Source organism: Mizugakiibacter sediminis (genome assembly GCF_000953855.2).
Classification (GTDB): Bacteria; Pseudomonadota; Gammaproteobacteria; order Xanthomonadales; family Rhodanobacteraceae; genus Mizugakiibacter; species Mizugakiibacter sediminis.
Genome location: NZ_DF970273.1, coordinates 1 through 8,283, shown reverse-complemented (window position 1 = coordinate 8,283; position 8,283 = coordinate 1). Strand labels below are relative to the sequence as shown.

The following is an 8,283-nucleotide window of genomic DNA, read 5'->3' as shown; positions in this document are numbered from 1 at the left end:
CCGGCAGGCGGTACTTGAAGCCGAAGTCCACGCCGCGGGTGTCGCGCCGGCCCAGGTTCACCGTCGGCGCCGTGATGTACAGCACGTCGCCGCTGACCGGGTTGCGGTGCACGTAGTTGCAGAAAATGCCGGGCGTCGCCGTCGTGTCGGAATTGAAGCACAGGTTGGCGATGGTCTGCGCGCCCAGCGCCTGGACGGTGTCGTTCAGGTAGATGCGCCAGACATCGACGTTGACCGAGAAGCCGTCCAGCCAGTGCGGGTCGTAGACGAAGCCCCAGTCGAACGACTTGCCGAGCTCGGGCTTCAGGTTCACGCCCGCGGCGAGTGCGCCGGAGGCCACCGCGGTGACCTGGCCGATGCCGGAACCGTTGTAGCCGGCAGGCACATACTGGCAGGCATGCGGCTTGCCGGAACCGCTGTAGTCGACGCACGGATCCGAGAACGAGGGCGCGCTGCCGGCGAAGCCACCGTACAACTCGGAGATGTTGGGCGCGCGGAACACTTCCGAAATCGTGCCGCGCAGCAGCAGGTCGTCGATCGGGCGCCACTCCACCGCCAGCTTGCTGTTGGTGGTGTTGCCGAAGTTGCTGTAGTCCGAATAGCGCGACCCCAGGATCACGTTCAGCGCGCGCGCGAACGGCAGATCCTTCAACACCGGCACGAACAGCTCGGCATAGGCCTCCTTGACGTTGAAACCGCCGGTCAGCGACGACGCGCAGGCCGACTGCGACACGGCGCAGGTGCCCGTTGCCGGGTCGGTGACCTGGGCGATGAAGTCGACGCTGGTGCGCTGGTACTCCTTGCGATAGGCGCTGCCCACCGCCAGGCTGACCGTGCCCGCGGGCAGGTTGAACAGCTCGCCGTTGGCGTTCACTTCGGCCTGGCGCAGCGTCTTCACGACATTGGTGTAGGGGTTGGCGGAGAACTTGGCGAGGGCCGCGGTCTGCGCCGGATCGGACTGATCGAAGATGTTGAACGGCACGCAGCCCTCGATCACGTTGCCCGGCGTGCCGCACTTGACCACGCCGTCGGTGTCGAGGAACGACGGGCCCAGCGCATCGCGCAGGCCGGCGTAGTACACGGTGCCGCCGAACTGGAACAACTGGCTGATGTGGCCGTAGGTGAAACCGGCATCCCACTGCCAGCTGGTGTCGCCGACGTTGCCCTTCAAGCCGCCAACCACGGTGTCGGTGGCGGTGGCGAAGGAGCCGACACGCTGGCCGAGGCCGGTCCAGCGGGTACGCAGGTTGTAGCCCGACGACGGACCGAAATCGATGCCGAACGGGTTGTAGTAGCTCTGCGCGGAAATGTTCACGCCGTCGGACAGCGCATCGAACGGCAGCGCGGCGATGGCGAACTGCGACGTGGTCTTGTTGTGGAACACGTCGAGGTAGGCGGACACGCTGTCGCTCAACTGGTAGTTCGCCAGCGCGAACGCACTGGTGCGCTCCTGCGGCGTCAGGATCAGGTTGACCGCCTGGTAGTTGTAGCTATCTGCGTTCGTGTAGCAGCGATAGTCCGACTGGCTCGAACCGGTGGCGCCGGGTTTGGCGATCACCGAGCTGCAGCCGTACTGCGCGGCCAGCGTGCCCGGGAAAAACTTCGGCCCCTTCGACGGGTCGTTAGGATCGTACGCAGGGTTGGCACCCGGCAGATAGACATGCGCAAGCGGCGTGCGGCTGGAACCGATCTTGGTGATGGCGCCGCTGTACAGATAGGTGGCGTCCTTGGCGTAGTCGCGGTCCGCCGAGGAGATCGGGTCGAACTTGTTGTAGTTGATGCCGGCGATCACCGAGCCCTTGTCGCCGGTCTGGCCGAACGTCGCCGAGAAGCCGCGGCGCTCGCCGTCGTTGCGGTCGGAGATGCCGTAGTCGGCGCTGAACTCCGCGCCCTGGTAGTTCGAGCGCAGGATGATGTTGACCACGCCGCCGATCGCATCCGAGCCGTACACCGCCGAGGCGCCGTCCTTCAGCACTTCGATGCGCTCGACCAGGTTGGCCGGGATCTGGTTGATGTCGACGCCGCCCGCGGACGGGCTGGCGATCACGCGGTGGCCGTTGATCAGCACCAGGGTGCGCTGGGCGCCGAGGCCGCGCAGTTCGACGGTGGACGCACCGTCGCCGCCGCCGTTGTTGACGTTCGGATTGGCGGCCGCGCCGGCGACGGAAGGGGCCTCCTGCACCAGGTCGCCGATCGTCAGCTTGCCCGACTGCTGGATCTGCGCGCGGTCGATGGCGAACACCGGGTTGGCGGTCTCGAGGTCCACGCGGCGGATGCGCGAACCGGTGACCACGATGGTTTCGAGCGACTGCGCTTTCTGCGGCGTGGCCGAAGCATCGCCGGCCTGCTGGGCGAATGCGGGCGCTGCGAGCAACAGCGCCGGCAGCGTCGCCCACGCGGCCTGGGTCGGGGACGCACGCAGGGCGCGCTGGATGGATCGTCCGAGCACGGTTGAATTCATGAGTTTCACCTTGGAATGAAGGTCAGGCCGGCAAACGCACGGCGTCGGCCAATCTAATGGAGGTAAATATTTCGTGATGCGTGAAAGCTGGCCGCGAGTTCATCAGCAATTGGCGAAATGACGGCCACTCGTCAGCCCGCACGCATGCGCGCGTCCGGCCGTCCTGCCGCGCCCATGAGCGCGGCGCTGCGCAGCGCGCTGGGCGGAATTCCCGTGTGTTCCTTGAAGACGCGGTTGAATGTCGCGCGGCTCTCGAAACCGGACTCGCGCGCCACCTCGCCGATACCGAGTTCGGAACGCACGATCAGGCGCTGCGCATGCTCGACGCGGCAGCGCAGCAGATACGCGTAGGGCGTTTCCCCATAGATCTGGTGGAACACCTTGATGAACTGCCACGTGGAGTAGTTCACCATCCGCGCCAGCGCCGGCACGTCGAGATCGTGGCGCGGGTTGAGCGCCATGCGCTGGCGCACGCGCTGGAAGCGCAGGAACAACTGCCGGCGCCGGCTGGCCGAACGTCCCGGGCTGCGATCGATGCATGCGGTCAGCGGCGCCTGCATCGCCTGCACGGCGCGCGCAAGCTCGGCGAGCCGCCAGCCGGCGTCGCCGCACAGCGCGGCGTGGACGAACGCGACCATGCGCCGGCGCGCGCCTGGAGCGGCCTGCACGTTCTGCGGAAAGATCGCCGGTACCGGCAGACTGGCCGCGTCGTACGCCGACAGCGCCCTGGACCACGAGGGATGCTTGCCGAGCACCGCGATGGCCGCGCCGCCGTGCAGCACGGCCGTGGTGCGGGTGCGTTCGTCGTCGCTGACGCACACGACGCCGCGATTGATCGAGAGCCGTCCGATCGTGCTGCCGCCGTCGTCGATGCCGAGGCGCAGTTCTCCGGCGAGCGGACACCACAGCGCCACCGCGCCGGCGGGAACGTGCAGCGTGACATCGGGTTCGGCGAGGACGGCCAGCAGGCCTTCCTGCATGGCGGCCGACGGCTGGGGCTGACGCTCGAGGTCGAGACATCGCCCGTTTTCGATGCGCAGTGCTTCGATCCGCATGGCTCACCCCGCTGCACCGATCGTGCCGCCCGGCATCGGACCGGAGGTGCGGCACGCGCCGGGACCCGCGTGGCACACCACACCTGCATGCTTCATCGTCTGTTCCTCACGGATGGGACGAGTGCACGCTAATGGCGCAAATCACGCGCCTCCAGAACCACTTTTTTCGGAATGCGCGGAGCCAATATACGAGCGGCCGCTGCCGCCGCCGGCGATCGGTATGCAGCGCGTGGGAGGACCGCGACGAACCGTGCGGATGCCGCGCCGAACCGTTGCGGCTCAGCGCTTGTGAAGAAACTCACGTCCTGTGAATTTTTTCAGTCGTGAGTCCGGCACAGGTCCGGACTCGCTCCCGCGAAGCAAGCGCTTGCGCCCTCGCTTCGCGCGCGAGCCGTCCATGGCTCGCCTGGGAGGCTGTTTTTTCACAGCCTCTCAGCCGGCCAGGGCCTTGCGCAGGGCGTCGCTGTAGCTGCGGCTGACGCGCAGGCGGGTGCCGTCCTTGAGCTGGAGTTCGCCGTCGCGATTGGGCAGCGTGCGCAGTTCGGCGACGCGGTCGAGGCGCACGATCGCCGAGCGGTGCACGCGCAGGAAACAGCGCGGATCGAGGCGATTCACCAGCGTATGCAGCGGTTCGCGCAACAGGTGGGTCTTGTCGGCGACATGCAGGCCGGCGTAGTCGCCCATCGCTTCGATCCAGTCGATCTCGGCGGCCGCCACGAAGGCGACGCGGCTGCCGGTGCGGATGGCGAAACGCTCGGCGTGCCGCGGCGCGACGCCGTTGCGCTCGGCAAGCATGTCCAGCAGCCGCTGCTGCCAGGCATCGCCGTCGCGCAGCATCATCGCCGCGCGCGCGCGCCGCACCGCCTCGGCGAAGCGCTCGTCGTCGATCGGCTTCAGCAGGTAATCGACCGCGTGGATGTCGAACGCGCGCAGCGCGAAACGGTCGTAGGCGGTCAGGAAAACCACCAGCGGCAGCGTCTCGCCGGCCAGCGCCTCGAGCACGCCGAAGCCGTCGACGTCGGGCATCTGCACGTCGAGGAACACCAGGTCGGGCGCGTGCTGGCGGATCGCGGCGACCGCCTCCAGGCCGGCGCCGCACTCGCCGACGATCTCGATGTCGGGCATCGCCGCCAGCCGCGTCAGCACGCCCAGCCGGGCCAGCGGCTCGTCGTCGACGACCAGCACGCGCAATTTCACGACGCCCTCCGCAGCACCGCCTCGTCTTCCGTGCAGAAGGGCAGCTCGATCTCCACCACGCAACCGCCGGCCGCCGGATAGTCGATCTGCAACCAGTAGTCGCCGCCGTACATGCGGTCGAGCCGCGCGCGCGCGTTGTCGATGCCGATGCCGTGATGCTCGCCGTCCAGCGACCGCGCGTGCAGCGCCATCCGCCCCAGGCCGTCGTCGCTGATGCCGAGGCGCAGGCGATCGCGATCGCGCTGCGTGCGCAGCAGCAGCGTGCCGCCCTCGCTGCGCGGCGCGATGCCGTGGCGGATCGCGTTCTCGACGAACGGCTGCAGCAGCAGGTGCGGCACGCGCGCCTGCAGCGTGTCCGGAGCGATTTCCAGCTGCACGCGCAGGCGCTCGCCGAAACGGATCTTCTCGATTTCCAGGTACTGCTCGGTCAACGCCAACTCGTCGGCCAGCGCCACCTCGTGGCCGCCCTCGCCCTCCAGCGTGGCGCGCAGCAGGTCGCCGAGGCGCGCGATCATGCGCGTGGCGTCGCGGGCTTCCCGGCGCAGCACCAGCGTCGAGATCGCGTTCAGCGTGTTGAACAGGAAATGCGGATTGAGCTGGTAGCGCAGCGCGCGCAACTCGGCGTCGCGCGCCAGCGCGGCAGCCTCGAGCGCGCGCTGGCGTTCGTCCCGCAGCGCCACCAGGTGGCGGAAGCTGTAATACAGCACGGCCCACAGCAGGACCGTGAACCAGCCGCTCGCCACCGCCGGCATGGCCACGGACCAGTGGAACTCCGTCAACGGACGTCCGGCCCCGTCCGTCGCCGCCGGCGGCCAGATGTGGTTGACCTGCACTTCCACGTACAGCGCCGTGGCCGAACACAGGAATCCGAGCAGGAGCGTCACCGGCATCACGACCGCCGCCGCCACGCGCAAACTCGCGCCGCGTCGCCACAACTCGCGGCAAATCGCCACGACGAGCAGGCTGGCGAGGATGCAGCAGACCGTGTAGGCCGCGCGCCAGACCACGAAACTGCGGTCGCTCCACATCGGCAGGGTGCCCGCGGCGATGCCGATGATCAGCAAGGCCCAACCGCCCAGCAGCACGGGGACGAAGGAAGGCGCGCGCGCGGTTCGCTCGGTGTTCACGCGGCCATTCTAGGGGCGTCCGGCGTCCACCGGCACCGCTCCGGCGCAGATCGCGCACGCCCCGGCGCGCGGCGTCACGTCGCCGTCACCGACCCGGCCGCGGCCTGCAACAGGCGCCGGCCAGACTGCGCTCCTTCCCGTCGCCGGAGCCCGTCATGCACGACTTCCTCGCCGCCGCGCGCGAACGCCAATTGGCCGATGTATGGCGCCGGTTTGCCCGCGAGTGCCGCGCCCGCGGCGACGAGCGGATGGCCGCCGAGGCGGGCGAGCTTGCGCGCCTGCACGAGCGATACGCGACCCTGCTGGATGTCGTGCGTCTCGATCGCGCGGCGTGATGCGGGGTGGTGGGCCGTGAAGGGATCGAACCTTCGACCAACGGATTAAAAGTCCGCTGCTCTACCGCTGAGCTAACGGCCCGGATGTGCCGCGATCGGGCGACGATGCGCGCCCCGGCTCGACCGGGGCTGCGAATTCTAACCGGCCGTCCGGGTCAGCGGTAGCGCGTCGGATCGGCCACGCCGGCCTCGCGGAAGCCCTGCGCGCGCAGGCGGCAGGCGTCGCAACGGCTGCAGGCGCGGCCGTCGGCGTCGGCCTGGTAGCAGGACACGGTCGCGGCGAAATCGACGCCGAGGCGCACGCCTTCGCGCACGATCGCCGCCTTGCTCATCGCGAGCAGCGGCGCGTGCACGCGGATCTGCGCGCCTTCGACGCCGGCCTTGGTGGCGAGGTTGGCGAGGCGCTCGAAGGCTTCGATGAAAGCCGGTCGGCAGTCGGGATAGCCGGAGTAGTCGACCGCGTTGACGCCGCAGAAGATGTCCGCCGCGCCCAGCACTTCGGCCCAGCCGAGCGCGATCGCCAGCATGATGGTGTTGCGCGCCGGTACGTAGGTGACCGGGATGCCGGCGCCGCCCTGTTCGGGCACGGCAATGTCGTCGGTCAGCGCCGAACCGCCGATGCTGCGCAGGTCCACCTGCACGGTCTTGTGCGCGAGCGCGCCCAGCGCCTGCGCGATGCGCGCGGCGGCGTCCAGCTCGGAGGTGTGGCGCTGGCCGTAGGCGACGCTGAGCGCGTGGCAGGCGAAGCCGCGTTCGCGCGCGATCGCCAGCGTCACCGCCGAATCCATGCCGCCGGAGACGAGGACGACGGCGTTGCGTGGCGTGGTCATGCGGAAGTGTTCCGGTTGCAGGAGGACGTCAAAAGTCAAAGGTCAAAGGTCAAAGGCGAGCGTTGCGGGTGCGGGCTCTTGTTGACCTTTGACCTTTGACCCTGCCCCGCTCACCGCCCCGGCACGTCGCCCCACAGCGCCTTGTGCAACTGCAGCTGGAAGCGTACCGGCAGGCGGTCGGCGAGGATCCATTCGGCGAGCTCGCGCGGCGCCAGCGCGCCGTGCACCGGCGAGAACAGCACCGTGCAGCGCTCGGCGAGGCGGTGCTCGCGCAGGCGCGCCACCGCCCAATCGTAGTCGGCACGGTCGGCCAGCACGCACTTCACCTGGTCGCGCGGCGTGAGATGCTCGAGGTTGGACCACAGGTTGCGCGCGGCCTCGCCGGAGCCGGGGGCCTTCAGGTCCATCACCTTGCGCACGCGGCGGTCGACGCCGGAGACGTCCAGCGCGCCGGAGGTCTCCAGCGCCACCTCGTAGCCGGCGTCGCACAGCCGCGCGAGCAGCGCGAGGCAGCGCTTCTGCGCCAGCGGCTCGCCGCCGGTGACGCAAACGTGGCGCGCGCCGTAGCCCGCGACCTCGGCGAGGATCGTGTCGAGGTCGCGCCACTGCCCGCCGTGGAAGGCGTACTCGGTGTCGCACCAGGTGCAGCGCAGCGGGCAGCCGGTCAGGCGCACGAACACCGTCGGCCAGCCGACGGCGTCGGCCTCGCCCTGGATCGAGTGGAAGATCTCGGTGATGCGCAGCCGCGTCGCCGACGCCGGTGCCGCCGCTTCCGCGGCTTCGCGAACGATCGCGGTCATCGCCGTGCGCTTCTCAGCGCCCGGCCTGCAGCTTCAGCGCGCGCAGGCGCCCTTCGGCGAGGCGGGCGGGGGTGGTGTTCGGATACTTGGCGATCACGCTGTTGAACGTGGCTTCCGCCGCGGCCCACTGCTTCAGCTCGTACTGGCAGTAGCCGACCTTCAGCAGCGCGTCGGCGGCCTTGGCGCTCTGCGGGTAGCGCTCGAGCACCTTCTGGAACGCGTCCACGGCGATCGGGTAGTTCTGCGTGGCGTAGTACGACTCGCCCAGCCAGTAGTAGGCGTTGGGCGTGAGGTCGGTGTTCGGGTATTGCTGGATGAAGGCCTTGAAGCGCCGCGAGGCCTCGGCGAAATCACCGCCGCGGATCGACTGGAAGGCCTGGTCGTAGGCGGCCTGCGCCTCCGCGGGCGTGCCGCCGGAAGCGGCCGGCGCGGCCGGCGCGGCCGCCGGCGCGGGCGCCGCAGCCGGCGCGGCCGTGCT

At 69.4% G+C, this 8,283-nt stretch carries 8 protein-coding genes and 1 tRNA gene; 1 reads left to right on the top strand and 8 read right to left on the bottom strand.

The annotated features are described in order from the left end of the window. From MBSD_RS14480 to MBSD_RS14465, 4 genes are all read right to left on the bottom strand, one after another. Positions 1 to 2,461, bottom strand: a 2,461-nt coding sequence (locus MBSD_RS14480; protein ID WP_062537999.1) for a TonB-dependent receptor plug domain-containing protein, incomplete at its 3' end; no start/stop codon positions are given. A 131-nt stretch (positions 2,462 to 2,592) separates the two neighbouring features. Beyond that, on the bottom strand, positions 2,593 to 3,516 hold the full coding sequence (locus MBSD_RS14475; protein ID WP_062537998.1) for a helix-turn-helix transcriptional regulator: 924 nt from the start codon (positions 3,514 to 3,516) through the stop codon (positions 2,593 to 2,595). Positions 3,517 to 3,948: 432 nt separating this feature from the next. Further along, a complete protein-coding gene (locus tag MBSD_RS14470) occupies positions 3,949 to 4,713 on the bottom strand; it encodes a LytR/AlgR family response regulator transcription factor (RefSeq protein ID WP_062537997.1) in 765 nt (254 codons plus the stop codon). Then, entirely contained in the window at positions 4,710 to 5,840 is a 1,131-nt protein-coding gene (locus tag MBSD_RS14465) for a sensor histidine kinase (protein ID WP_062537996.1), read from the bottom strand. Before MBSD_RS14465 ends, MBSD_RS14470 begins: the two co-directional genes overlap by 4 nt. A 155-nt stretch (positions 5,841 to 5,995) precedes the next feature. Here MBSD_RS14465 and MBSD_RS14460 point away from each other — a divergent pair, with 155 nt between their 5' ends. Further along, the gene (locus MBSD_RS14460) at positions 5,996 to 6,175 is read left to right on the top strand and encodes a hypothetical protein (protein ID WP_062537995.1); all 180 of its coding nucleotides are present in this window, start codon (positions 5,996 to 5,998) and stop codon (positions 6,173 to 6,175) included. Between the two features lie 7 nt (positions 6,176 to 6,182). Here the strand turns inward: MBSD_RS14460 and MBSD_RS14455 are convergent. From MBSD_RS14455 to ybgF, 4 genes are all read right to left on the bottom strand, one after another. Further along, positions 6,183 to 6,257, bottom strand: a tRNA-Lys gene (locus tag MBSD_RS14455). A 73-nt stretch (positions 6,258 to 6,330) separates the two neighbouring features. After that, positions 6,331 to 7,005, bottom strand: coding sequence for a 7-cyano-7-deazaguanine synthase QueC (queC, locus tag MBSD_RS14450; RefSeq protein ID WP_062537994.1), 675 nt, complete (start codon positions 7,003 to 7,005; stop codon positions 6,331 to 6,333). Between the two features lie 110 nt (positions 7,006 to 7,115). Further along, entirely contained in the window at positions 7,116 to 7,805 is a 690-nt protein-coding gene (gene queE / locus MBSD_RS14445; RefSeq protein WP_062537993.1) for a 7-carboxy-7-deazaguanine synthase QueE, read from the bottom strand. A gap of 13 nt (positions 7,806 to 7,818) precedes the next feature. Next, on the bottom strand, positions 7,819 to 8,283 hold a 465-nt coding region (gene ybgF, locus MBSD_RS14440; protein WP_082306695.1), incomplete at its 5' end, for a tol-pal system protein YbgF.